Genomic DNA, 23,548 nt, shown 5'->3' with positions numbered 1-23,548 from the left:
GCGTAATTATGATTTTAATGGTATATAACAAACAGATCTGCAGAGAATTTCTGCTTCCGAACATACATGATGCGGACTATTCAATTTATCTGCATCACGATATCTATCGGCTGAAAGAGGACCTGGAGATCCATCTGGAGAACTCTGTGCGGGGATGGGAGATCATCAGTACAGATGCATATTATGTAAAAGTGGAACGGGTGAGGGAAGAACGGCACATTCTGGGCCATCAGGACATCATCGAGATCAAGACAATGTCAGGCGACCGCTTCCAGATTCTTGTAGCGGACTGCAGCCTGACTTTTCCGGTCATGGAAAAATATGATATCCGTACAATGAAGGAGGTTTCCATCGGTAAGACAGCCGGAAATCTGATCTCGTATCAGTTCATGGAGCTTGTCTCAGCAGCCCATGCAGTTCTGGTGCATACAGGGGATGGCTGGTATCTGACAGATACAAGCAGCAATGGGGTATTCTGCCAGAATATACGGGTAAAGGGAAGACGAAAGCTTAATTTTGGAGATCATATTGATATTTTTGGCCTTCATATCTTATTTCTGGAAAATATCCTTGCAGTAGGGACTTTTTATGGGACACTGACTGTAAAGGAGGATATTTTAAGACCCCTGGCGATCGAACCGCCTAAGGTGCCCCAGAGCCATCAGGAGAAAGGGCGGGAGGAACTCTATTTTCACCGTGCTCCAAGAAATCTTCCATCCATCTATCAGGAGGAGGTTGAGATCGAGGCTCCGCCCAATCCAAAACAGAATAAACAGAAACCAGTGTATCTTACGATTGGTCCCGCATTTACAATGGCGATCCCCATGATGCTGGGCTGCGGCTTTGCAATCTTTGGTTCCCGGCTTTCAGGGCAGGCATCCAGCGCCTTCATGTATACCGGGCTGATCACGGCTGTCTCATCTGCACTGATCGGAGTGGTGTGGGCTGTCCTTAATTTAAATTACAGCAAGAAGGAAAATATGGAGGAGGAAAACCAGCGGTTCAATGCATACAGCAATTATCTGATCCAGATCGCAGATTCTTTGCGGCAGAAGCATGGGCATAATGCGGCGGCACTCAGACAGATGTACCCATCTGCGGCGCAGTGTCTGGGATACAGCCGGGACAGCAGCGAGCTGTGGAATAGAAATTATACACACAGTGATTTCCTATATCAGAGGCTGGGGATCGGAGAACAGCCATTTCAGGTCAAGATCCAGATCCCCAAGGAGAAATTTACCCTGATCAACGACTCTCTTTTAGAAAAGCCCGGGATGATCCGCCAGGAGTTCGAAACCCTCAGGCAGGTCCCGGTCGGTATCTCCCTGATGGAAAAGACGCTGGTCGGCCTGGTAGGCGGGGAAGGGAAAAGAGGTGCCGTGGAAATGATGCATACGCTGGTCACGGGGATTACGGCAGGACATTGTTATACGGATGTGAAGCTGGTCTTTATCTACCGGGAGAGTGACAGACGGCGCCGGGAGGATTGGGAATGCATGAAATGGTTCCCCCATGTATGGTCCGAGGATAAGCAGACACGGTATATGGCGTCCAATGAGCTGGAGACCGGGGATATCCTTTTTGAGCTCTCCAACATCATCCGCTCGAGGAGCCAGACAGAGGAGGGAGTCCAAGGCAGGGAAAAGCGCCGGTTCATGAAACCCCATTATGTACTGTTCATTTCAGATCCGGCAATCCTGGAGGGGGAGATCCTGGCCAAATATATATATGAAGCCAAGCCAGAATATGGGATGACCACGTTTTTGATGGTTGAACATTTAGAACAGCTTCCCAATGCCTGTGAGGAGGTTATTGAGAATGACAGGTATTTCCAGGGGTTCTATAACCTGCTGGATACAGAACATGAAAAGAAACGGTTCGTGCCGGATCAGGTGACAGCATCCCAGCTGGCGGCATTCGGGCAGACACTCGCCAATATCCGGGTCAACGAAGCCGAGAGTAACAGCGAGATCCCCAACAGCCTGGACTTTTTCAGTATGTATGGGGTGACCTCTCTAAAGGAGTTCGAAGTGCTGGAGCGTTGGAGAAAGAACAGGAATTATAACAGTATGAAGGCCTTAGTGGGGAAGAAAGCCGGAAATGTGGATTGTTATCTGGATATCCATGAGAAATTTCATGGCCCTCACGGCCTGGTGGCAGGCACGACAGGTTCCGGTAAGAGTGAGACTCTGCAGACCTGGATCTTGTCTTTGGCACTGAACTTCAGCCCCGAAGATGTCAGCTTTTTCATCATTGATTACAAGGGAGGAGGGATGGCAAACCTGTTTTCCAACCTTCCCCATCTGGCGGGGCAGATATCAAACCTGTCAGGGAACCAGGTACGCCGTGCCATGATCTCCATAAAGAGTGAAAACCAGCGCAGGCAGAGGCTGTTCTCAGAGTATGGTGTAAATAACATCAACCTATATACCAGGCTTTATAAAAATCAGGAGGCGGATACCCCGATCCCTCACCTGTTGATTATTATTGATGAGTTTGCCGAATTAAAGAGGGAAGAGCCGGAATTCATGAAGGAACTGATCAGTGTGGCACAGGTCGGGCGGAGTCTGGGTGTGCATCTGATCCTGGCGACGCAGAAGCCAAGCGGGACCGTGGATGATAATATCTGGAGCAACTCGAAGTTCCGGCTTTGCCTCAGGGTCCAGGACCGGCAGGACAGCAATGATATGCTGCATAAGCCGGATGCGGCATTCATCACGCAGGCAGGGCGGTGTTATCTGCAGGTGGGGAATGACGAGATCTATGAATTATTCCAGTCAGGCTTTAGCGGTGCACCGTATGAAGAGGGAGAGGGCAGCAGGTCACACGCGGCAGAGATGCTGACGCGTACCGGAAAAGCGGAACTCATCGGCGGCCGCCACAAGATCACGGAAAGGAACCAGAAGGGCCAGGTAAAACAGAAGACCCAGCTGGAGGCGGTCATTGAATATCTGGGAAGTATGGCGCAAAAGGGACATTATGGCAATACGATGCAGCTTTGGCTTCCTGTCCTGAAAACAAAGTTATATCTGTCAGAGCTGGAGGGCTATGAGAGGACCGGTTATCAAAATCATGAATGGGAGCCTATGCCTCCGAAATGGAAGCTGGAGGGTCTGATCGGACTCTATGACGATCCGGAAGGACAGGCGCAGAGGCCGCTGTCTATCAGCTTTTCACAGGATGGGCATCATGCAGTGTGCGGTTCTGTGGTAAGCGGAAAGAGTACCTTTTTACAGACTCTGGTCTATTCTTTTATCAGCAGGTATTCGCCGGATACGGTTTGGATGTATCTGTTAGATTTCAGCAGTCATATGCTGGCTCCGTTTGAAACAGCGCCGCACGTGGGCGGTGTGATCTTTGACAATCAGGAGGAGAAGACGGCAAGATTTATCCACATGCTGATCCAGATGATGGATGAGCGGAAAAAGCTGCTTCAAGGGGGAAATTATAGTCAATATGTGCGGGCAGTGGGGATAAAACTTCCAGCGGTGCTGATCGTTGTGGATAACTTTTCAGCGTTTAGAGAAAAAACAAAAAACAAATATGACGATGTGATCCTGAGGCTGGCCAGGGAGGGCGTGGGATATGGCATGTTCCTTGTCATCACGGCAGCGGGCTTTGGCATGGCAGAGATCCCCTCAAGGATCGGGGATAATATCCGTACAGTGCTGTCGCTGGAGCAGGCAGATAAGTTCAAGTATATGGAGGTCCTCAGGATGACCCGTTTACATATCCTTCCTGAGACGGATGTCAGAGGCAGGGGGCTGGCTGTAGTGGACGGCAGGGTGCTGGAATTCCAGACGGCATTGAGTCTTCCTGCGGAGGATGACTTCGAGCGGGTACAGGCTCTTGAGGCATACTGCCGGGAGATGGACTCTCATTGGGAGGGCAGAGGTGCAGCGTTGATCCCCGAGATCCCAAAGAACCCGACTCTGGGAATGCTGGCAGAGCAGGATTCATATGGACAGGCAGCTGCGGATCACAGTCTTCTGCCATTTGGATACCGTATGGAAGATGCATCGGTATACAGTATGGATCTGATGCGAAGCTACTGTTACATTATTTCTGGAAAAAGCAGGGCGGGAAAGACGAATACGTTAAAGGTCATGCTATACGGTGCTTTCAAAAAGAACGGGAAGCTCTGTGTTGTAGAAAACGGGACTTCGGAATTAAAGAAGCCGGCTCAGGAATATGGAGCAGAGTATATCACGGAGTCTTCTCAGCTATTTGCTTACTTTTCCGGGCTTCTGCCGGAGTTTTCTGCCCGGAATAAAAAGAAGCGTGCACTGTTAGAGGAAGGAATGGAGGAGGCCGGGATATTCCAGGAGATCAGCAAAAAGACACCGATTTTCATCTTCCTTTCCGATCTGGCGGCATTTTTCAGGATGGTATATAAGCCAGGCGAGGGAGTCGGGAATATGTCTGGCTTCCTGGAAAATATCATTGAGAAGGGAAGCCTGCACCATATTTATTTTATCGGCTGTCTGAAAGCAGAGGACCATGCGCTTCTGTCTGCTTATAAGGCATACCATTCTTACATTTCATATAAAAAAGGCATCCACCTGGGAGGAAATCTGCAGGCGCAGAAGATCTTCAACTTCCAGAACCTGTCCTTTGCACAGCAGTCGAAGGCTGCAAAGCGGGGGATAGGATATGTGCCTGATGAAGAGGAGGAAAGCATCGGGGTCGAGGTCGTGATCCCGCTGGCGAAAATGTAGCATGATCGTGATGTTGATTTCAGATGGATCAGAGAAGGAGAGACAGTATATCGTAAGCTATGCCAGGGAACTGGCCGGGAGATGGACAGAGGAAAGCTGGAAAATGGTGCAGTGCAAAACTCGTGAGGAATTGGAGGAGGTCGTGAATCAAAGGGGGAAGGCGGACCTCATCTGTGTAGATATCACGATGGAGGGGGCGCTGGAACTGACCAGAAAGCTGCGCAGGATCAGCCCCTCCTCCTATATCATTCTGATCGCAAGTCCTAAAATATCGCCCGCAGTCTATATGCGTCCTGCGATCGGGGCAGAATCTCTGCTTTTGAAGCCGTTGAGTGCAGCGCAGATCCAGGAGGTGCTTTCTGAGGCGGTGCGGGCCTATCTGGACAGATTTTACCGTCCGGATGAAAAGAAGGTATTTGTCATTGAGCACAAAGGGGGACGGTCACTGGTAGATTACGAAAATATTTATTTTTTTGAGTCCAGGGAAAAAAGGGTCTATCTAAATACGGAGACGGAAGAGTACGGATTTTATGACACTCTGGACCAATTGGAGACAAGGCTTTTAGGGGGATTTATGCGGTGTCATAGGAGCTTTTTAGTCAACAAAAAGAAGATCGTCAAGGTATTCCTGTCCCAGAACAGGCTGATCCTGGAAAATGATTTTGAGATTCCTTTGTCGCGGTCTTATAAGCCGGCAGTAAAGGCCTATCTGGAGAAGGGAGAGTGAGATAATGCCGGAAATAGTAGAGAAAGGATATATCTTAAGCTTTGATGAGATACGGATACTGCTGTATGGCATGGGGGTCTGTATGGTGGAGGGCGTTTATATGCCGGAAAAGAGCTTCACAGATACGGAGATCATCCAGGCCCTGCATCATATGGCCCGGCGGGGGTTGATCCTGTCGGCGGGAGAGCGGTTCTGTATCCGGGAGGATCTGCGAAAGGCACTGGAGGTGATGAGCAGGCCAGAGGAGACCTTTACCTGGAGTACGAAGGAAGAGGGAAGCCAGGAGTATTTTTGTTATGTGGTTCCCGGACAGGTGGCCGTGAGCGAGCGGTATTGGAAAAAGAAGGATACCTTAAAACTGAGGCTGTTTACAACAGCCGGATTCGAAGCATGGAAGGAGCAGGCGGAGGATGATAACCGTGGAGATCGAAGTTCCCGTGATGGGGAAGCAGTATGATTTTCGGATAGATGAGGATGTGCCACTGTGTGGGGTGAAGACAGAGATCACAGAGATGATCTGTCAGAAGGAGCAGTGCACGGTATTGGGAAATGTGGATCGTCTGCTGATGTGGAATGCACAGAACCATACGCAGCTGATGCAGGACCGGTCGGCACAGGAGAATGGTTTAAGGACCGGCAGCAGGATCCTGCTGGTGTAAAGGACTGGTCGTTCATCCCGGAAAATGTGCCATCCATCCGAAAAACTCATATCGATTCAAAAAATTGGTATGATGAGTTCATCAAAGAGATACAGCAACAAGCAAATCAAGAAACGGAGGAATAGAAAATGTCAGATTTTACAGTATCCATTAATGACCTGAAAGCAAAGGTAGATTCTTTAAGGCAGTTAAACGCACAGTTTAAGAGTCAGGTGAATGAACTGGAAAGCACGGAGGCAAACCTAAATGGAATGTGGGAAGGACAGGCAAGGGAAACCTTCCACAATGCATTTGCAAGTGACAAGATACAGATGGATAATTTCTACAACGCTGTTGAGGTCTATGCACAAAGACTGGAACAGATCGCTGCCAAATATGCACAGGCAGAAGCTGCAAATGTGGAGATTGCCAGTGAAAGAACATATAAATAGTATCTTAGTACCTAAAAAGCTGTCATAAGAAATGAAATCATAACCGGATAGAAAAGGAGAAGTTATTATGGAAGGAATCATTAAAGTATCACCTCAGTTATTAACAAGTACAGCATCCGAATTCAGCAGCCAGGGATCAGCAGTCAACAGTCTGACAGGAGAGATGATGAATCTGATCACAGGAATGTCTGCTGCATGGGAAGGAGAAGCGGCAGTCGCTTATATCAACAGATTTAAAGGTCTGGAGGACGATATCCAGAAAATGGTCCGCATGATTCAGGAGCACAGCAGTGATCTGGAAGAAATGGCACAGGTATATGCCCAGTCTGATTCAGCAAATGCAGAGATGGCAAACAGTCTTTCTTCAGACGTAATCATCTAAGGAGAGGTCAGGGAGAGCATACGTGAGCTACATTGATTTCAAATGTGTTCAGGCAGCCAGAGAAAGGCTGTCTGGACAGATTTCCATATTAAGGGAGATACAGGAGGAACTAGAGCAGACAGAGCACAGGATCAAAGATATGGTCTATACAGAGGAGGCGGTCTGCCTCCTGCATAAGGGATATGAGGAGGTGCAGGAGGAGATAAAAATCCTGCAGAGCTTTGTAAAGTGCTTAGAGGAAGTGGAGGAAGTCTGGAAGAAAACAGAATGCCGGATTGCGGATATGTATGATCTTGAGATAAGGGCTTATCCGAGGACCGTTTTCGGAACAAGCCGTATTACAGGACTTGATGGATATGAGCAGTTGCTGGCATTCCAGGAATAAATGTAAGAGAGGGCAGAATCATGGGAAATTATATCAGGATATCGACACAACAGCTTTCTCAGGACCGGAACACCCTGCAGGAGGAGATCAAGGGAATCGGAAAGGCCGTGGAGGAACTTTCTGATGAAATGCAGCTTTTAGGCCAGACATGGGAAGGACCGGCCTGGAACGCATTTCAGGTACAGGTGGCGGAAGATATCGGAAACATGCAGGAGATTTGTGAAAAGCTGTCTGTGTACATAAGACATATAGAAAACGCAGAGAAAGAATACCGGACTTGTAACAGCCAGATCGGCGGCATTGTGGATAGTATCAGGGTTTGACAGAATTGAAGAAAAAGGAGAGCCAGGTATGGAGCAGATGAGAATCAAGGTAGAGATTGCTGTCTTGGAGGCACGTGCAGACTCCGTACAGCAAAAAATCCAGGCAGTGAAAGGCCGGTTTGAAAAGATGGGGGAAGTCGTATCTAACTCCTGCAGTTATTGGGAGGGAGATGCGGGAGATGCACACCGCAGAGAATATCAGGAGTACCGGGATGAGATTGAGGAAGCGCTCAAAAGATTTCAGGAGAATGTGACAGATTTGAAAAAGATTGCCGGTATCTACCGGGATGCTGCAGATGCCACAGAGCAGCTGGGTCGTGACCTGCCCTCAGATGTGATCATCTGATGGAGGGAGGTGACCTCATCAAGATAGTAATAAAGTGGATTAAGAATATTCATTTTAACGGAGGAAACGGATTTGATCGAGTTTGATTTTGCATGTGCCGGAATAGAAGAACAAAGGCTGAAAGAGGCGTCAGAGAAATTATGCCGGATGTCTAAAGACGTTTATGCCCAAACCGTGCAGGAACTAAGACAGGGATGGCAGGGGGAGAACGCACGGAAATTCATGGAAAAAGCAGTAATCCTGCAGGAGAAGATGGAACAGACAAAAGAAACGATCCGACTTGCAGATGAAGCACTGCACCAGGCAGCGGTGAAGGCCGGACAGATGGAAAAAAGAACGGAAGAGATCGCCAAGGAGCGGGGGAGAGTCAGATGAGTACAGAGGGATTGATCGTAACCGCACTTTTGATCCTTCTCGTTGTCTTGAGCACGGCATTGATCGTCCATAAGCTTGCAGCTGGCCGGGGCAGTCAGCTCAGGGAGTATCAAAACCAGGGTAAAAATATATTCGTACAAAACGGTGTGGATGTAAAAAGGCAGATGTTAGGTTCAGGGAAAGGAGAATATTTCTCAGGTAATCTGGGGGAGTATGACACGAATTATATGAATGGTCCGGCATACTCAGCGTGGAAGATATCGTTTCAGGATCTGAAGACAGGCAGCATATATCAATTACGCTTTTGCCGGAAGCTGCTGATCGGCAGGAGCCCGGTAGAAACGGGAGAGGCATTTCTGGTCTTAAAGGGAGACTCAAAAGTTTCTAAAAGACATTGTATCGTTTACGAGGGGGAAGGAAGGCTCTGTCTGGCAGATCAAAATTCGAGCAACCATACCTTTGTGAATGGGAAAAAGGTGCAGGCGCCAGTCTTTTTAAATGTGGGAGATGTCATCAAAGTAGGAGACACGAAGCTGAAAGTAGAGTTTGGAAAATAAGGAGATAGGGAAGGCGGGAGCAGGTATGGCAGGAAGAAATGAGATCTGGTTAAACTATCAGAGAACGTTAAGGCAGGCAGAAGAATTGGAGACACTGGGGAATCGGTTAAAGACCCTGGCGGACCAAAACGCTCAGAGTGCTCTGGAAGGGATCAAAGGCGCGTGGTCAGGAGATAAGGCAGAGGATTACTGTAGAAAAGGGCAGAGGATGAGTCTGCTGTTGAGGCAGCATGGCAGCCAGCTCTTACAGGCGGCCGGCGTCCTTCGAAGGACGGCTGTGAACACCTATCAGGCAGAGCAAAAGATCATTGAAATTGCAGAACGGAGAAAGTACACCTAAAGACCAAAGCCTGTCAGGCTTTGATTGAGGAGGGGTGTCTTTTTTGGTGCGTTTCTCCGTTGATGCTGGTTTTATTTCTTTTTCAGAAGGTCTTTTAAAGTTTTGACTGCCTCCTGAGCTGAATAGAACAGGCTTTCATCTAAGGAATCCAGATAATCGTAAAAGGCATGAAGCAGGCTCGGCTCCTCCAGATTCAGATAGACCAGGTTTTTGGAACTGGAAGGAAACAACAGATAGCCATTATGTACAGTCACATAGATACATAGGCGGCTGTGTGCGATCGGTGCATCCGGCCGAAGCATATGATAGTTGTTATTTAGACATGCATTGATCAGGTTCCGTATGACCAATACTCTGTCTGAATATTCGATCGGCGTATAGATGGCGTCAGGCAGCTCGGAGAGTCTTCCGGTATGAAGAAAGTTGCTGACTCCCTCTTCTGTAAATATAAAATGTGTCGATAAGGTCTTTAGGATCTCTGATTTCTGCCGGATATATTCCTTCACGGCTGTTACAAAATTCTTTCGGTCCGGCAGCGTGCTTACTAGATATTTCTCAGGAAAAGAGAGCGGGACCATTGGCATGACACATGGTTCCTGCTGAAAGGAATATCCGGCCTTCTCACCCAGGTTCAGATTATTGAAATATTCAAATTGTGTAAATATAGAATCTATTTTACATACGATAGGTGTCGTATCTGCCTTAAGTTCATCAAAAATGGAACAGAACTTCTGCAGGGTATTTTTCGAGGTGAACAGAATCCCATACTGAAGCTGCGGTGAAAACGTGATCGCGTACTCTGAAGTAATGATCAGAGAGGAAAGCAGGTTAAAATTGCTGTTGTGGGAATTAATGCTGTCATAATAGCAAAACGGTGTATAATCACAACGGCAGGTGTAATACATGGGAAGGATCTTCTGCAGGCAGCAGAGATTGTAATCCCGTTTATCAGAAGTAATGTTATCTGTATTATTCAGGCAGATAATGTGATCTATCTTTAAATTCTGTTTGTTCTTACTGATGGCAGCAATAATGTCCATGAAATCATCAGAATCCGGTTGAAAAAGTAATTTAATATGTCCGTGTTCCTTTTGAGCCTCTAAAGCCAGGATCCCGAATAAAGCATGGTTCAGCTTTGCCTTCCCGTTAATAGAAAGCTTGTCCGTAAACTGTGAGTAATCCAGTGTTGAGGAGAAATAAGAAGAGATGTCACACGGATCTTCCTTTTTAATGGAAAAGTTACTGATAAAATCCTGTACATTTCTGCGCCGGTAGTAGGTCTCGTAACCTGTAACCGTGATCTCATAAGCTTCCAGTATCTCCCTGCGTTCTGTCGGTGTCAGCCGGATAAAATCTGCGATCTTATGTACCAGTTCCTCGGAGCCGGGATTTCTCTTCCCATTGATGATTTTATACATATTGGAACGGTCCACTCCGCAGTATTGTGCCAATGGGTTTGTCCGTATATTCTTAGTCTTAAGGTGTTCAGAGAGAATCGTTGAAAATAGTGTCATATAGCTGCCCCCTATTCGAGTATATTAAAATGATAAAAGGAAGATACAAAAAATGCCATAATTTGCCATAAAAATGTTTGACCACAAACTGTGACACAGGTTCCTTGGTTTTGAATTGCTTCGGAAACAGATAAGAATTTTGGGAAACGAAAAATAAATTTATAGTATAAAGGGGATGCGAAATTAAAAGGAAATAAGGGGGGAGGCGAAGCATTAAAGATATATTTTACGAATGGCGCGTGGAAATTAGTAATAAAACAGGAGAAGAGGATCGGGTATGACTATTGACATTATATACAGGTAAAAACTACAATGAAAGAACAGATATCAAAGGGCTGTTAGAAGAGCGGTTTAAATGTTATATATGGGAGTAGTATACATGAAAAAGTTAATGATCTGCGATGACGATCCATTCATAGTAAAAGAATTATCTGAATTAACGGAGCAGTATAAATTGATACATTATAAAGTGCAAAGTTTTAATACTGCAGAAGCATTGATAAGCAATTATGATTTATGTGATGTTCTTTTTTTAGACATTGAGCTGCCGGATATGAGTGGCTTAGAAGCAGCAAGGAAAATCAGAGAAAAGGATAAAAACGTTAGTATAGTCTTTATCACCAGTTATATTGATTTTCGACAGGAGGCCTTTGATGTACATGCATTTCAATATTTAGTAAAACCTATTAAAGCAGATAAGCTTTATCATGTTCTAGATGAAATTGTGGAGTATAAAACAAAGGAAGAGAGGGCTGCTTATCTAAAAAAGGGTGCAGAGATCATCAAAGTCAGGGTGAAGGATATCGTATACTTTGAGTATAGCGAAAGAAAAGTGAAGTTACTTCTCCAAGGTGGAAATGAGCTAAAGTTTACATATACAATACAAGAGATATATGATATGTTTTCAGGTTATAATTTTGCCTCTCCTCACAGGGCTTTTGTGATAAATCTTGAACATGTGGAAAGGATAGACAAGTTTGATATTATGATGAGCACAGGGGAGAGGATCCCATTAGCACAGAAAAGGGCATCAGATTTCAAAAAAGCATTTTATGATTATTTATATGCACAACTATAGGAGGAATCAGATGATACTATATTTTTTAGGAATAATTATACCAAATCTAATACTTAATTTTGTGTTATTCCGCTTTTTTTATTCTGCGTTTGATGCAGTTTATCAATCAAAAGCAATTTATATCATAATGTATGGAATCCTGGTTTTAGTACAGAGTTTTATGGCTTTTTCAAAACAACATATTTTGGGGGTGGTGTCTTATATTATTCTAATCATGTTGATTTGTTTTTGTGGTTTTAGAAGCAGTATAAAAAATAGGATTATTTATTTGTTAGTATATTTTACATACATCTTGTTTGTAGATATCATTAGTGTTCCTATAGTTGTTGTTGTCAGTGATGAGTCAATAGATGCTACGATTACAGATCCTTTAGGGATGTTTATTTCGGGTATGATAACCTCTCTGCTGGCATTAGGCACCTATCATCTTCCACTTAGAGTAGGCAAAAAATATAAGGTAGAAAAATTAACACGTTCTCAGGAAGGATTTATTACATTACTGACCATTTTTGAAATCCTGATCATATATACCATTTTGAAAATAAATGATTATGGAACAAATGGGATAGAATCTTTTTGGGTTCTTCCTGCTTTTTTATTACTTAATATCTATTTAATACATCTTTTTGAAACCATCTCAGAAAAGAATAAGTTAGAGTTAAAAAATTCTTTATACGAACAACAGATACTTTTGAATGAAAATAATATAAAGAATCTTGATACTCAAAATCAGAACTATAGAAAAATATTACATGATATTCGTTACCATATACAGTTGATACAACGAAACCCCAGCATTTCCGATGAATACTGTAAGGATCTATTAGAGTATATTAATAAAGAAGGTTACACTTTTTCATGTACGAACCCTATTCTAAATACAATAGTTAATAATGTGATCTTAGAATGTAGGCAGAAGAATATTGAATTTATTCCACAAGTAGAAATTGCTGAATGGGGTGGAATTAAAAATATAGATATCACTACGATATTTGCAAACCTGCTGAATAATGCTTTGGAGGCTAATTCAGATATAGTTGGCAGACGATATATAATCATGAAAGTGAAACATGTGAAATCTTTTCTTGTTATTTACATAGAGAACAGCTGTTACTATGAGCAAGAATTTTATTATGTTGAGGGGCGGTCTATGAAAGCCAATCATATGGGGATAGGATTGGCAAATGTAAAGAAAATAGTAAAATCATATAATGGCGACATGGAAATCAGCTGTGAAAAAGAGCGTTTTATTGTAAAGGTGGTCTTTCATGACTTTAGTTAAAGTATTTTAAATGCTTATATATTAAGAAAAGGCAGGCAGATACAAGTTTAAATTGGCGTCTATTCATAAAAACGAGTTGTTTAAACAAATGTGTTGAAAAAGAAGAAAAAAACACGTAAGATAAAATAAGAATATAAAAAACTGAAAATAACTAAATAAATTACTATATTATCTATAAGATGCCGGGGAAAAGAAACTTATCCATAAAACTTTCCTAGAAAAGGAGGACCAATATGGAGACAGAAAGAAAAGTACGTCGTTTTAAAATAGTTTGCGGTTATGTGATCTTTTTTTCGCTTATATTTCAAAAGATATATTCTCCATGGGGCCCTGTTTCTATCTGGGACTATATTTTGAATCTAAAAGATGTGGGAGCCCTGGACAGGAATGTAGATACTTACCTGCAGCTATTTACACTGTTACCTGCAATGATCACCAATGTATTATACCTTGTCCGAAGTTTACTTCTCAGGAAAAAGAAGACTCCTAAATTTTTTGTATACTTATCCGGGATCGGGATCGGGACATATGCCCTGAGCCTGCAGCCATATTTCTTAATAAATATTGGATTCGTTATTTTTGATTATATGGGGGCGCGCTGGCTGGAGGAAAGAGATCAGATAAATGCGGCATATGAGATCCAAAAGGAGAAGGAAAGGGCAGAAAAGGAAGAGAAAAAGCGGGTCCGGTACTTTCCGGGGAAATATCCTGCAGAATTCTTCCAGGTCATTCGGAAAAATACGGTTTATGAAAAGAAAGGGTTGAACATCCTGCGGGCGGGCTGTTTCTTAAGTGGGACGTGCATCTATACGATGCTTTCTATGTACGGATTGACATCCCGGATACATGCCAAAGAAAATTTCCTGACGGGCAATGGGCTTGTTCAGATTTTTCAGCAGGCAGGTCTGCTGATCATTCTATTCAATATACTGATGCTTACGCTGATCATTTCTTATTATATTAAGGATAAGAAAAAATCGAACCGTTTGATGGTGATCCTTGGAATGCGCAGCCGTACCGTTTATCTTATGTTTGCGATCATATTTGGCTGGAATGCCTTTTTAGCAGGTGTGGCAGGAATGGCAGGCGGCTTTGCCATCTCCTATATTGTCAGAGGGATCTGCCAGAGCGGGCTGACACGCAGCGGGGTTGACATCACATTAGCATCTAACATTTCAGGAAAGACAATTGCAGTCAGCTTTCTTGTTTATTTGGCTGTCGTCCTTTTGGCACTTGGGTTTAATCAGGAAAATGTTCTGAATATGGCGAAATCCGACGAGATACATAAGGAGGTGCAGAGGGAAAAACGAAGGAGAAAGTCGGCGTTTATTTTTATCTTAACAGGCGTCTTCCTTTGTATTGCTGCCGTCGGATGGTATCATTCCAGAAATTGGGCAGAAAGTCTTTATATCCATATTCTCAGCTCGGTCGGGATACTTCTTGTTTTGATAGGTGGTATGACATACTTTTTAAACAGGCTGGAGAGCAGCAGGGAGAAGTATTACAGGAAGCTCATTGAGAATCGTCCGTTTTATTATCGTTATTGGAAAAGTATATGGAATTTATTTTACTTATCGATCATTCACTTTTTTGTTTTAGCTGTCTTTGTGGTCCAGTTTAATGGGGCAGCTATGAAACAAAATGTGGCAGAGATGTTTTCTTATGATATTGTCTGCACGGCATACGAAGCTGATCTGCCAAAACTATATAAAAGTGCAGAGGAACATCATGCGAAGATACAGACGTACCCGATGTTCAGAATGACTTCTCTGTATGGTTCTGACCAATTAAACCCGTGGTTTGGCCCTCGGCCGATCCAATGGCCCCAGGGGCAGCATATTGCAATATCAGAATCAACATATGAACAATTAAAAAAGTCTCAGGGGAAGGCTTCTGAAAAGCTGTCTTTAACAGGCAAAGAGGTACACGTGGTATATCAGCAGGATCTGTCAGTCAAAACCCACACAATTGACTGGGATACGAACCGGGTGAATAAACATCTTCGGATCGGGCAGCCGCTGAGCTACTATAACACGGCGAATTTTGAGAAGATATTTCCTATATGGGATGTTAAAAGTGAAGAGCGGGACACCCTGACAGGAACCTTTCATCAGGGGCTGCAGGATAATCTGATCGTATTTCAGGATGCATATTTTGAAGAAGCTTATCAGCAGGTGGCAGCATATAATCAAAAACAGTGGGAGCTGCGTGAAAATGCCACCTATCAGGATTGGAGGTTCTATACTCTGGATCACACCTCTAATATGACAGAGGGGCCGACCCGGTTGATCTGCCTGAATGTTCCAAAAGAGGAACAAGACAGTATGATAGAGAGTATGCAGTTTTTGGATGAGAAATACAGCTATGACAGGATGTGGGATGATTCGATCCGCCAATTTTACGATAAGAAGCAGATGATCATCAATACAGAGACAGAAATTCTTTTCCGTAAGATTGTCTATGCATTCGTGATTCTTTTGTTGCTGGTGATGGGATTTTTCCAGTATTATGTGAAGTTCGAATCAGAGATGAGAGAATTGAACTGGCAGAATATTTTTCTCAAGAAACTGGGAATGAGGCAGAAAGATAGAAAAAAAGCACTGGCAGGGCAGATGAAAAAATTTGTTTTGCTTCCATTGGTCATAGGAGCCTGCGGTGGGACTGTATTCAGTGTGCTTACCATCAGGGCACGCCTGTTTACGGCGGCAGAAATGGCTCGTTTCCTGGGAGCAGAGGCGGTTATTTACCTGATCTATGCAGGCATTTGGATCATATGGTATCTCTGGATAAAAGAAATGGTTTGGAAACAGGCAGAGTTGGAAAAATAAAGGAATCTATTTCGGTAATTCACAAAGGTGGACTATTCCTCCCCTTTCACGCATACGATACATTAGACATGCTGATCACTCTCAGTTATCAGGAGGTTATCAGCCATCGTACAAGCGTGAAAGGGGAGGTTTTTATTGTTTGAGGAAAAGTCAGTACGAGAGATATCGGATCTATTACATACAGACAGGGAAAAAGGCTTGTCAAAGCAGGAGGCTTCACTGCGTCTTGGAAACTATGGGCCCAACGTTTTAAAGGAGGGCCGCAGGAAAACAAAAGCAGAGTCCTTTCTGGAGCAGCTCAACGATCCGTTGATCTGTGTCCTGCTGGTTGCTGCGCTGGTGTCTTTTCTTCTGAAGGAGATCAGTGATGCCATAATCATCGTGATCGTTATTCTGGTAAATGCAGCGGTAGGGGTCATCCAGGAAGGGAAGGCTCAGAAGGCTTTGGAATCGCTGAAAAAGCTGACAAGCCCCAAGGCGGTTGTAAAAAGGGACGGTGTTGTCTGTGAGATCCCGGCCATGGAGCTTGTAAAAGGGGATCTGGTGCTTTTGGAGGCAGGGGCGCAGATTCCCGCTGATCTGCGTCTGGTTCGGACATGGAACTTGAAGATAGAAGAATCGGCTTTGACAGGAGAATCCCTCCCGGTAACCAAGGATGCCTCTTTCCAGGCGTCCGGGCCTCTGCCCGTAGGTGACAGAAAGAATGAAGCGTTCATGTCCACTCTGGTGACGGGCGGCAGAGGGGAAGGGCTCGTCATTGGGGCAGGGATGGAGACAGAGATCGGGAAGATCGCATCTATCATTAATGATGTTCCCCGGGAATATACTCCCCTTCAAAGGAAACTGGCTGATCTGGGGAAAATACTTAGTATCGTGTCTGTTCTGTTATGTGTGGTTCTCTTTGGCATCGCAGTTTTTCAGAAGAGAAATATCATGGAAATGCTGATCACAGCGATCTCCCTGGCGGTGGCAGCTGTGCCGGAAGGGCTTCCTGCGATCGTAACCATTGTTCTGGCGATGAGCGTCTCTAAGATGGTGAAGGTCCACACCATCGTGCGAAAGCTCCCATCAGTGGAGACGCTGGGCGCGGTAAATGTCGTATGCTCGGACAAGACCGGAACACTGACGCAGAATAAAATGACAGTAATGAAGTACTATGTAAACCAGAATGTTTACAAATGCAGCCAGAGCGCGCCGGACATACCGGATGAATTTCTCGAGGGGATGCTGCTGTGTAATGATGCGGTGATCACGGCAAAGGAAGAGCTGGGAGATCCAACAGAGCTGGCACTTTTACGGTTTGCAGAGAACATGAAAGGACGCACGAAAAAGGAAACACTGGAGACGCGGATGCCGAGAATCCGGGAGAAGGCTTTCGACTCTCAGAGGAAATTGATGACAACACTTCATCGGGGGTCCCAGGGGGGAGTATCCTACACAAAAGGGGCGCCGGAGGTGCTTCTTGGAAGATGTACCAAAATCCTGATTCATGGAAGAGTGCAGTCACTGACAGATGCACACAAAAGACAGATCCGGCAGGTGGTAGAGGAATTTTCCGCACAGGCTTTAAGAGTACTGGCTGTAGCCTTTCGCCGGGGAGCAGATGATGTTTCGGAGGAAGGCCTGACATTTGTGGGACTGGCAGGGATGATCGACCCCATCAGGCCGGAGGCAAAAGCTGCAGTTGAGCGGTTTAAGGAGGCTTCGGTGCGAACCGTTATGATCACAGGGGATCATGTGGATACAGCTTTTGCAATTGCCAGAGAATTGGGCATCGCAAAGAAAATGGACGAATGTATTACCGGGGAAGAGCTGGAAAGAATTTCCGATGCCCAGTTAAAAGAGAAACTACAAAGGGTCAGTGTATTTGCCAGAGTTTCACCGGAGCATAAGGTGCGGATCGTAAAAGCGCTGAAAGAGAGCGGAAACATTGCCGCGATGACCGGAGACGGTGTCAATGATGCTCCGTCCCTTCGGATGGCAGACATCGGGATCGCCATGGGGATCACGGGAACTGATGTGGCGAAAAACGCAGCAGATATGATATTGACAGATGATAATTTTGCAACGATAGAAAAGGCAATTGAAGAGGGCAGGAGTATTTACGAAAATATCAAGAAAACGGTCTTATTCCTCTTGTCTTCAAATTTCGGTGAGATCATAACGATGTTTACGGCTGTCCTGATGGGGATGGCGTCTCCTTTGAAGGCAAGCCATATATTATGGATCAATCTGATCACGGATTCCCTTCCGGCGCTTGCGCTTGGGGTGGATAAGAATGACAAGGAGGCATTGATGAAGAGGCCGCCGAGGAAAGCAAAGGAAGGATTGTTCTCCAACGGAGGGATCTCTTGTACCATTTTCTATGGATGTCTGATCGCGGCCATCAGTTTAACTGCATTTTTGAAACTTCCGTGGGAAATTCTTGCACAGCAGCAGAAAGCCTTTATCCTGGCGAATATTTCGGGTGTGTTCCAGTCCGCGGATGTTTTGGCAAGGGCGCAGACATATGCATTTACGGTGCTGGGGATGTCACAGTTGTTCCATGCGCTGGGAATGAAGGATGTACATACCTCCGTATTCTCAAGAAAAAGAGACTTCAATCCGGTGATGGCAGCCTCCTTTGCTCTTGGATTTCTACTTCAGGCGGCAGTGACAGAGGTACCGTATCTGACCGTGATGTTCGGAACCGCAGCCTTATCACTCAAGGAATGGGGCGGACTGATTGTTCTGGCAGCATTTCCGGTATTGGCACATGAGATATTTGTGCTTCTTGGATTGGCGGAGAAGGAGGAGCTAAGCAGGCAGACAGAGGAAGATAGCACAGTTATGGCTATGACAAAAAGATTGAAACCAAAGTCAAAACAAATATAATCAGAGGTTTGCAGACTAGTGTACTGACATGATCATGTTAGTACACTAGAGGGCTTATGCCCTCTTTTCTGCAAAGTGCTTCACTGTTACAATCGTGGATATTCCCAATGCCAAAGCAGCTGACACCGGAAACGAATACCAGATCCCCTGCTGTCCATAATAACAGCCCAGGATACTCATGACCGGGATAAAACATATTACCTGGTTTAACAGCACTAATATCATGGAACACCCTTTTTTCCCGATGGATTGAAAGTAACCTGCCTCAATATTCTGGATTCCGCTGAATACGATGGAGGTTCCTATCATCGCAAGTATCGCAGATCCCATACGAATGACTTCCTGGTCTGAAGTAAATACATACATAATCTGTGATGCAAAGAACCACAGTACCAGACAGGCTGCTATACCATAGCTCCCTGCTGACAAAATCCCTTTTCTCAGAGTTTCCTTTACTCTGGAGTCCTTTTTGGCACCCCTGTTATACCCGATAATGGGCTGTATCCCCTGCATCAGTCCCATAATGGGAAACATAAAAAACGTAAGAATCTTATTCACGATCCCATAAGTACTGATAGCCAGATCGCCTCCATATTTTCTCAAAAATTGATTTGTTATTATGATCGCAAAGCTCATACCAGACATTTGAAAAAAAGAAGGAATCCCGATTCCTATCATTTCTCCTAAAAGTCTGATATCCGGACGGAAATATTTCAATGAAAACCGAAGGATACTTCTTCCTGAAAAGAAAAAGAAGTAAATGCTCATAACCATAGACATGCACTGTGACAACACGGTACCAAGTGCCGCACCAACCACTCCCATATGAAGCCCAAAGATAAACAGGACATCTAACACGATATTGGCTGACATGGGGATCACCCAGATATACATGGCATATTTACTATCACCTTCTGCACGGATCAGATTAGAAAATCCTGTACTGGTCACTGCACCCAAAAGGATGATCCGGGTATAGCTTCTGGCATAAGGCAGAAGAGTATCTGTGACTCCCATCACATATAATAGCGGATCTAAAAAGACCAGCCCCAGGATGGTTACGAGAATTGCAGTAGTATAGAACACTAAAAATGTGTTGGCAGCGATTCTGGCGGCTTTTTCCGGATCTTTTTCTCCAAAGGCTCTGGACATCATGGACGCAGCGCCGCCTCCCAAAGTAGAAGATACTGCAGACAAAAGCAGAAACAGAGGAAAAGAAACTGCAACTCCTCCTAAAGCATTGATACCTTCTCCCTGAGAGATAAAAAGCGTATCGCAGAGATTATAGATACTGTAAGCCATCACACCTATAACAGAGGGCAGGGACATTTTCGCAATCAGCGTCCATATAGGTGTATTTTCCAACAGATCCTGCCGGTCACGTTTTTTATACAATTCTTCTTTCATGTGCTCCATAACATCCTATTTCTCCAATTCCTTCAGACACTTTTTAATTCCATGTCTGGCCCAAAGACTCTGGAGTTTTCCATACAGATAGTCATAACGGAAGACCTCCGCGGTCATGACAGACAGAATATACATACGATATAACTGATCTCTTTTTACATCTGCCGGATCAAAACACGTCATTCCTGCCTTCTTCATATAAGCATTCAGAAACGCTTTTTCTTTGCGGATGTCATCTGTAAATATAAATGCTGCCGGAAAATCAGCAGCAGGATCTCCCCAAAAAGCCCGTTCCAGATCCAGAATTCCCTCAATTCGGTACTCTCCGTTTGTCTCCTTTACGAAAATATTTCCCTCATGGCAGTCATATTCTACCAGAGCAGGTTTCTTTACTTCCCTTAAATAAACCGCGTTCTTTTCCAGTGCTTTACGAATTCTCTGATAAGGAAGTTTTGTCCCGTGTGCCTTTCCATCATCAAAAAGCTGCTCAAACATAGCAAAGAAAGCTTTTTCCCACGTATCATACTGTTTCGTCTTATCCTCTGTAAAATATCCGAAATAGGGGCCTTTGATCTGGTGCATCTGCCAAAGGTAATCAGCCATTTCCTCCCGGATACGTTCCAGATTTCCTTTGTCTATTTTTTTCATGACGCTTAAAAGAGTGACACCTTTCATAGCGGTCATAAAGTAATAATTACCTGCAAGATGTTTTTTACTAAAGTCATAAGCCAGAATCTTTGGTACCGGGACATTCGTCTGAGCCTCTACCATTTGGAAACAGGCCACCTCCGTCGGCATGACATCCTGCTCATAGGTCAAAAGAGATGTTCCAGGAACTACACCCACCTTTAGTACGATCTCATCCTGTTCTTTGACGCGCTTCATTTTGTATATGGCATTAAACATTCCGCCTTTTAGTTCCTCAATTTCTGAAATCTCACATCCTTTCCCAAAATGGATCATTACCAGTTCTCTGATTTTCTCGTTTGATAGTCTGTTCTTCGTTCTGCTTTTCATTCTGCGGCCTCCCGTCATTTTTGTTTTTAAATATACCCAAAGGGCATCCCGTAATACATGCCCTTCGGGCGGGTCTGCAGCAAAAGCTGCAGATTAATGTATGAAAAAACCATGATTGAAAGCAGTCACTGCAAGCATCCAATCATGGCTTATTAAAAATCTTTTATTTCCATTTGCAGTCTGCAGCTTAGTTTTTATTATATCAAAAATAAGCTGTAAACCATATTTCCTTAACAATCGTCTTTATTTCCCCATACAGCATTTGGGGCAAATATTTTTCGAAAGTTTCCCGGAGCCATTCCGTAAAAATGAGAAAACTGCTTGTACAGGCCGGATATGTTCGTGTACCCTAATTTGACAGCGATCTCTGACACGGTATCATTCGTTTCCAGCAATAGCTTTGATGCCTTCTGCAGCTTTTTTTCCAACAGCAATTCCTGAAAACTTTTCCCGCTTCCTGCCCGAATCAGGCGTCCCGTGTGAATATCACTGTATCCCATTTGGGAGGCAAACTCATGCAGGCTGGCATCTTTCATGTGCTGCTCTAAATATATCTCCACGGCTGACATAAGCTGGGACGTTTGATTCTCTGGTCTGCGCACCAGGTCTATAAACAAAAGCGTCAAATAACTTCTGACAGCTTCCTCGCAGTATTCCCGCCTGTTGGCGTATTCTTTCAGCAGCATATAAATACAAAAGTCTGCCTGCATACTGCAATTTTCAAATATCATGATCTCGCAGTTTTTCACCTGTGAAAATATAGCGCCGGCAGTCTCCTGAAACAATTCCTGTGGAATATTCAGCTTCAGTATGATATCCTGCTCCCCGCACTTTCCCATAGAATGCACGATTCCCGGTGAAAGCAGGCACGCCTGATGTTCCTGCAGAAACAGATCCTGTTCCATATTTTTTATTTTCTGCCTGCTGTTTCCCCTTATTAAATAGATCAATTCATAAAAATCATGGGTATGCAGATAGGTTATTTGACTGTTCGTATGTTTATGAATTTGAAAAAAAGCAGTAGTTCTTACCGGCACAGGCATTTGAAAAGGAAAATCTTTGGAATGCTGAAAATATTGCAGTATATCGATATCTGCTTTTTGTAAAAGCTTTATCAACTCTCTGCTGTTATGAAATTCATCTTCAATCCTTTCCAGTACTGCATCCAAAGACTGATACAGCTTTTCTTCTTCAGCTTCCTGCATGTTCAATATTTCCATTACCTGCTGATCCATAAATTCCTCCCATATACTGCAGCAGTTACTTATACCCAAAGGGCATGTATTACGGGATGCCCTTTAGGTATGATATAGTCCACACTCTTCGAGCGCGTACTATATCAGAGCTTTTTCCCCAGCATCTCAGGGTTCGTAGCATAGGTCAGTGCAGTCTCTTTCGAGATCGTGCCCCTTTGGCAGAGCTTTAACAGACTGGAATCCATGGACACCATATCTTCCTTTACTGAGGAATAAATGATCCCGTCGATCTGGTGTACCTTGTTGTCACGGATCATATTGCGGATCGCCGGGGTCACGGTCATAATCTCAAATGCCGGAGTTACCCTGCCGTCCACAGTAGGTACAAGCTGCTGCGACACGACTGCATTAAGTACCATGGAGAGCTGTACCGCAATCTGTCTCTGCTGGTTCGATGGAAATACGTCTATGATCCGGTCGATGGTATTGGCTGCGCCGATGGTATGGAGTGTGGAAAATAATAAATGCCCTGTCTCGGCAGCGGTCATGGCTACATTGATCGTCTCATAATCACGCATTTCACCAAGAAGGATAACATCCGGACTCTGCCTTAAGGCAGCACGGAGGGCGGTGACATAACTGTCGGTATCCACATTAATCTCACGCTGGCTTACGATACTGCGGTTATGACGGTGGAGGAATTCCAGCGGATCCTCCAGCGTAATGATATGTTCCTCCCTTGTTCGGTTGATCTGGTCGATGATACAGGCAAGGGTGGTAGACTTTCCGCTCCCGGCAGGCCCTGTGACAAGAACCATGCCTTTGCCGCTGTTTCCGAGCTGCATGATATAGTCCGGGATTCCCAGCTCCCGGTAATCCGGCAGCTGGAAGGTGATAATCCGGATCACTGCGGAGAGAGCACCCCTCTGCTTATAAGCACTCACACGAAAACGGGAAACGCCCTGTATTGCAAAGGAAAAATCATCATCTCCGTGCTCATGGAGCTGATGAATATCCCGATGTCCTGCCAGATGGTAGATCTCGTCCAGCAGAACTTCTGTATCCGGCGGCAGCAGACGATCCTCATTCTCACGGCGGATCACGCCGTT

The 23,548-nt window shown here is 44.7% G+C and carries 21 protein-coding genes; 16 read left to right on the top strand and 5 right to left on the bottom strand.

Going from position 1 to position 23,548, the window contains the following annotated elements; all coding sequences use genetic code 11:
* The first annotated feature begins 8 nt into the window (after window positions 1-8).
* The 12 genes from essC to AC4OGX_RS19575 all read left to right on the top strand — a co-directional run bounded on the left by essC (window position 9) and on the right by AC4OGX_RS19575 (window position 9,243).
* A complete protein-coding gene (essC, locus tag AC4OGX_RS19630; protein ID WP_493332464.1) occupies window positions 9-4,718 on the top strand; it encodes a type VII secretion protein EssC in 4,710 nt (1,569 codons plus the stop codon).
* 1 nt (window position 4,719) lies between these two features.
* Window positions 4,720-5,445, top strand: coding sequence for a LytR/AlgR family response regulator transcription factor (locus tag AC4OGX_RS19625; RefSeq protein WP_493332463.1), 726 nt, complete (start codon window positions 4,720-4,722; stop codon window positions 5,443-5,445).
* Window positions 5,446-5,449: 4 nt separating this feature from the next.
* Window positions 5,450-5,902, top strand: a complete 453-nt coding sequence (locus tag AC4OGX_RS19620) for a hypothetical protein (RefSeq protein ID WP_493332462.1) — start codon at window positions 5,450-5,452, stop codon at window positions 5,900-5,902.
* On the top strand, window positions 5,865-6,104 hold the full coding sequence (locus tag AC4OGX_RS19615) for a hypothetical protein (protein WP_493332461.1): 240 nt from the start codon (window positions 5,865-5,867) through the stop codon (window positions 6,102-6,104). Before AC4OGX_RS19620 ends, AC4OGX_RS19615 begins: the two co-directional genes overlap by 38 nt.
* Before the next feature lie 128 nt (window positions 6,105-6,232).
* A complete protein-coding gene (locus tag AC4OGX_RS19610; protein ID WP_493332460.1) occupies window positions 6,233-6,535 on the top strand; it encodes a WXG100 family type VII secretion target in 303 nt (100 codons plus the stop codon).
* Between the two features lie 67 nt (window positions 6,536-6,602).
* Window positions 6,603-6,917, top strand: coding sequence for a WXG100 family type VII secretion target (locus tag AC4OGX_RS19605; protein WP_493332459.1), 315 nt, complete (start codon window positions 6,603-6,605; stop codon window positions 6,915-6,917).
* Window positions 6,918-6,939: 22 nt separating this feature from the next.
* On the top strand, window positions 6,940-7,302 hold the full coding sequence (locus AC4OGX_RS19600; RefSeq protein ID WP_493332458.1) for a hypothetical protein: 363 nt from the start codon (window positions 6,940-6,942) through the stop codon (window positions 7,300-7,302).
* 20 nt (window positions 7,303-7,322) lie between these two features.
* Entirely contained in the window at window positions 7,323-7,625 is a 303-nt protein-coding gene (locus AC4OGX_RS19595) for a WXG100 family type VII secretion target (RefSeq protein ID WP_493332457.1), read from the top strand.
* Window positions 7,626-7,653: 28 nt separating this feature from the next.
* Window positions 7,654-7,971, top strand: coding sequence for a WXG100 family type VII secretion target (locus AC4OGX_RS19590; RefSeq protein ID WP_493332455.1), 318 nt, complete (start codon window positions 7,654-7,656; stop codon window positions 7,969-7,971).
* Window positions 7,972-8,043: 72 nt separating this feature from the next.
* Entirely contained in the window at window positions 8,044-8,346 is a 303-nt protein-coding gene (locus AC4OGX_RS19585) for a hypothetical protein (protein ID WP_493332454.1), read from the top strand.
* The gene (locus AC4OGX_RS19580; RefSeq protein WP_493332452.1) at window positions 8,343-8,903 is read left to right on the top strand and encodes an FHA domain-containing protein; all 561 of its coding nucleotides are present in this window, start codon (window positions 8,343-8,345) and stop codon (window positions 8,901-8,903) included. Before AC4OGX_RS19585 ends, AC4OGX_RS19580 begins: the two co-directional genes overlap by 4 nt.
* Before the next feature lie 25 nt (window positions 8,904-8,928).
* Window positions 8,929-9,243 (top strand): hypothetical protein, encoded by a 315-nt coding sequence (locus AC4OGX_RS19575; RefSeq protein WP_493332450.1) that lies wholly within the window; start codon window positions 8,929-8,931, stop codon window positions 9,241-9,243.
* 71 nt (window positions 9,244-9,314) lie between these two features.
* On the opposite strand, the gene AC4OGX_RS19570 is transcribed toward AC4OGX_RS19575, so the two are convergent.
* Complete coding sequence (locus tag AC4OGX_RS19570) at window positions 9,315-10,757, bottom strand: helix-turn-helix domain-containing protein (protein ID WP_493332449.1); 1,443 nt, start codon at window positions 10,755-10,757, stop codon at window positions 9,315-9,317.
* Between the two features lie 379 nt (window positions 10,758-11,136).
* Here AC4OGX_RS19570 and AC4OGX_RS19565 point away from each other — a divergent pair, with 379 nt between their 5' ends.
* The 4 genes from AC4OGX_RS19565 to AC4OGX_RS19550 all read left to right on the top strand — a co-directional run bounded on the left by AC4OGX_RS19565 (window position 11,137) and on the right by AC4OGX_RS19550 (window position 18,819).
* Complete coding sequence (locus AC4OGX_RS19565; RefSeq protein ID WP_493332448.1) at window positions 11,137-11,835, top strand: LytR/AlgR family response regulator transcription factor; 699 nt, start codon at window positions 11,137-11,139, stop codon at window positions 11,833-11,835.
* A 10-nt stretch (window positions 11,836-11,845) separates the two neighbouring features.
* Window positions 11,846-13,117: an ATP-binding protein gene (locus AC4OGX_RS19560; RefSeq protein WP_493332446.1), complete on the top strand. Its 1,272-nt coding sequence runs from the start codon at window positions 11,846-11,848 to the stop codon at window positions 13,115-13,117.
* Between the two features lie 233 nt (window positions 13,118-13,350).
* Window positions 13,351-15,945 (top strand): ABC transporter permease, encoded by a 2,595-nt coding sequence (locus tag AC4OGX_RS19555; protein WP_493332444.1) that lies wholly within the window; start codon window positions 13,351-13,353, stop codon window positions 15,943-15,945.
* A 135-nt stretch (window positions 15,946-16,080) separates the two neighbouring features.
* Window positions 16,081-18,819 (top strand): cation-translocating P-type ATPase, encoded by a 2,739-nt coding sequence (locus AC4OGX_RS19550; RefSeq protein ID WP_493332443.1) that lies wholly within the window; start codon window positions 16,081-16,083, stop codon window positions 18,817-18,819.
* A 54-nt stretch (window positions 18,820-18,873) separates the two neighbouring features.
* Here the strand turns inward: AC4OGX_RS19550 and AC4OGX_RS19545 are convergent, their stop codons facing one another.
* The 4 genes from AC4OGX_RS19545 to AC4OGX_RS19530 all read right to left on the bottom strand — a co-directional run.
* Complete coding sequence (locus AC4OGX_RS19545) at window positions 18,874-20,226, bottom strand: MATE family efflux transporter (RefSeq protein ID WP_493332441.1); 1,353 nt, start codon at window positions 20,224-20,226, stop codon at window positions 18,874-18,876.
* A gap of 15 nt (window positions 20,227-20,241) precedes the next feature.
* Window positions 20,242-21,243, bottom strand: a complete 1,002-nt coding sequence (locus AC4OGX_RS19540) for a phosphotransferase family protein (protein WP_493332440.1) — start codon at window positions 21,241-21,243, stop codon at window positions 20,242-20,244.
* Window positions 21,244-21,473: 230 nt separating this feature from the next.
* On the bottom strand, window positions 21,474-22,478 hold the full coding sequence (locus AC4OGX_RS19535) for an AraC family transcriptional regulator (protein WP_493332439.1): 1,005 nt from the start codon (window positions 22,476-22,478) through the stop codon (window positions 21,474-21,476).
* 104 nt (window positions 22,479-22,582) lie between these two features.
* A partial coding sequence (locus AC4OGX_RS19530) for a type IV pilus twitching motility protein PilT (protein WP_493332438.1) occupies window positions 22,583-23,548 on the bottom strand: 966 nt, incomplete at its 5' end.

The sequence above is a fragment of the Faecalicatena sp. genome (genome assembly GCF_058819085.1).
The sequence above is the reverse complement of the archived record's forward strand: the minus strand, read 5'-3'. Positions and strand labels throughout refer to the sequence as shown.

Excerpts from the sequence above, each read along its gene's own strand:
- AC4OGX_RS19625 (WP_493332463.1), top strand. The coding sequence starts at position 4,720 with ATGATCGTGATGTTGATTTCAGATGGATCAGAGAAGGAGAGACAGTAT.
- AC4OGX_RS19545 (WP_493332441.1), bottom strand. The coding sequence starts at position 20,226 with ATGAAAGAAGAATTGTATAAAAAACGTGACCGGCAGGATCTGTTGGAA.
- AC4OGX_RS19565 (WP_493332448.1), top strand. The coding sequence starts at position 11,137 with ATGAAAAAGTTAATGATCTGCGATGACGATCCATTCATAGTAAAAGAA.
- AC4OGX_RS19555 (WP_493332444.1), top strand. The coding sequence starts at position 13,351 with ATGGAGACAGAAAGAAAAGTACGTCGTTTTAAAATAGTTTGCGGTTAT.
- AC4OGX_RS19575 (WP_493332450.1), top strand. The coding sequence starts at position 8,929 with ATGGCAGGAAGAAATGAGATCTGGTTAAACTATCAGAGAACGTTAAGG.
- AC4OGX_RS19620 (WP_493332462.1), top strand. The coding sequence starts at position 5,450 with ATGCCGGAAATAGTAGAGAAAGGATATATCTTAAGCTTTGATGAGATA.
- essC (WP_493332464.1), top strand. The coding sequence starts at position 9 with ATGATTTTAATGGTATATAACAAACAGATCTGCAGAGAATTTCTGCTT.
- AC4OGX_RS19540 (WP_493332440.1), bottom strand. The coding sequence starts at position 21,243 with ATGAAAAGCAGAACGAAGAACAGACTATCAAACGAGAAAATCAGAGAA.
- AC4OGX_RS19580 (WP_493332452.1), top strand. The coding sequence starts at position 8,343 with ATGAGTACAGAGGGATTGATCGTAACCGCACTTTTGATCCTTCTCGTT.
- AC4OGX_RS19605 (WP_493332459.1), top strand. The coding sequence starts at position 6,603 with ATGGAAGGAATCATTAAAGTATCACCTCAGTTATTAACAAGTACAGCA.
- AC4OGX_RS19590 (WP_493332455.1), top strand. The coding sequence starts at position 7,654 with ATGGAGCAGATGAGAATCAAGGTAGAGATTGCTGTCTTGGAGGCACGT.
- AC4OGX_RS19595 (WP_493332457.1), top strand. The coding sequence starts at position 7,323 with ATGGGAAATTATATCAGGATATCGACACAACAGCTTTCTCAGGACCGG.
- AC4OGX_RS19570 (WP_493332449.1), bottom strand. The coding sequence starts at position 10,757 with ATGACACTATTTTCAACGATTCTCTCTGAACACCTTAAGACTAAGAAT.
- AC4OGX_RS19610 (WP_493332460.1), top strand. The coding sequence starts at position 6,233 with ATGTCAGATTTTACAGTATCCATTAATGACCTGAAAGCAAAGGTAGAT.
- AC4OGX_RS19535 (WP_493332439.1), bottom strand. The coding sequence starts at position 22,478 with ATGGATCAGCAGGTAATGGAAATATTGAACATGCAGGAAGCTGAAGAA.
- AC4OGX_RS19560 (WP_493332446.1), top strand. The coding sequence starts at position 11,846 with ATGATACTATATTTTTTAGGAATAATTATACCAAATCTAATACTTAAT.